The following is a 238-nucleotide window of genomic DNA, read 5'->3' as shown; positions in this document are numbered from 1 at the left end:
ATCTCAGCGACATCAACGGCTCGCATGGCACCGTCGACCACGCGATCGACGCGATCGACAATGCGGCGGGCGGCGCCACCGAGGAAGGATCGGTCGGCGGCGGCACCGGCATGTACTGCTACGCCTTCAAGGGCGGCTCCGGCTCGGCGTCGTGCGTCGTCGACTACGGCCATCGCTCCTATTCGGTCGGTGTCTTCCTGCTGGCCAATTTCGGCTCGCGCGAGGAGCTCAGCATTGC

At 66.4% G+C, this 238-nt stretch carries 1 protein-coding gene; it reads left to right on the top strand.

All coding sequences use genetic code 11. The annotated features are described in order from the left end of the window. The coding region (locus KVT37_RS32800; protein WP_217579083.1) for a P1 family peptidase at positions 1 to 238 on the top strand (238 nt) is incomplete at both ends.

Origin of the sequence: Mesorhizobium sp. GbtcB19 (assembly GCF_019091085.1) — a bacterium.
Lineage (GTDB): Bacteria > Pseudomonadota > Alphaproteobacteria > Rhizobiales > Rhizobiaceae > Mesorhizobium.
The sequence above is the reverse complement of the archived record's forward strand: the minus strand, read 5'-3'. Positions and strand labels throughout refer to the sequence as shown.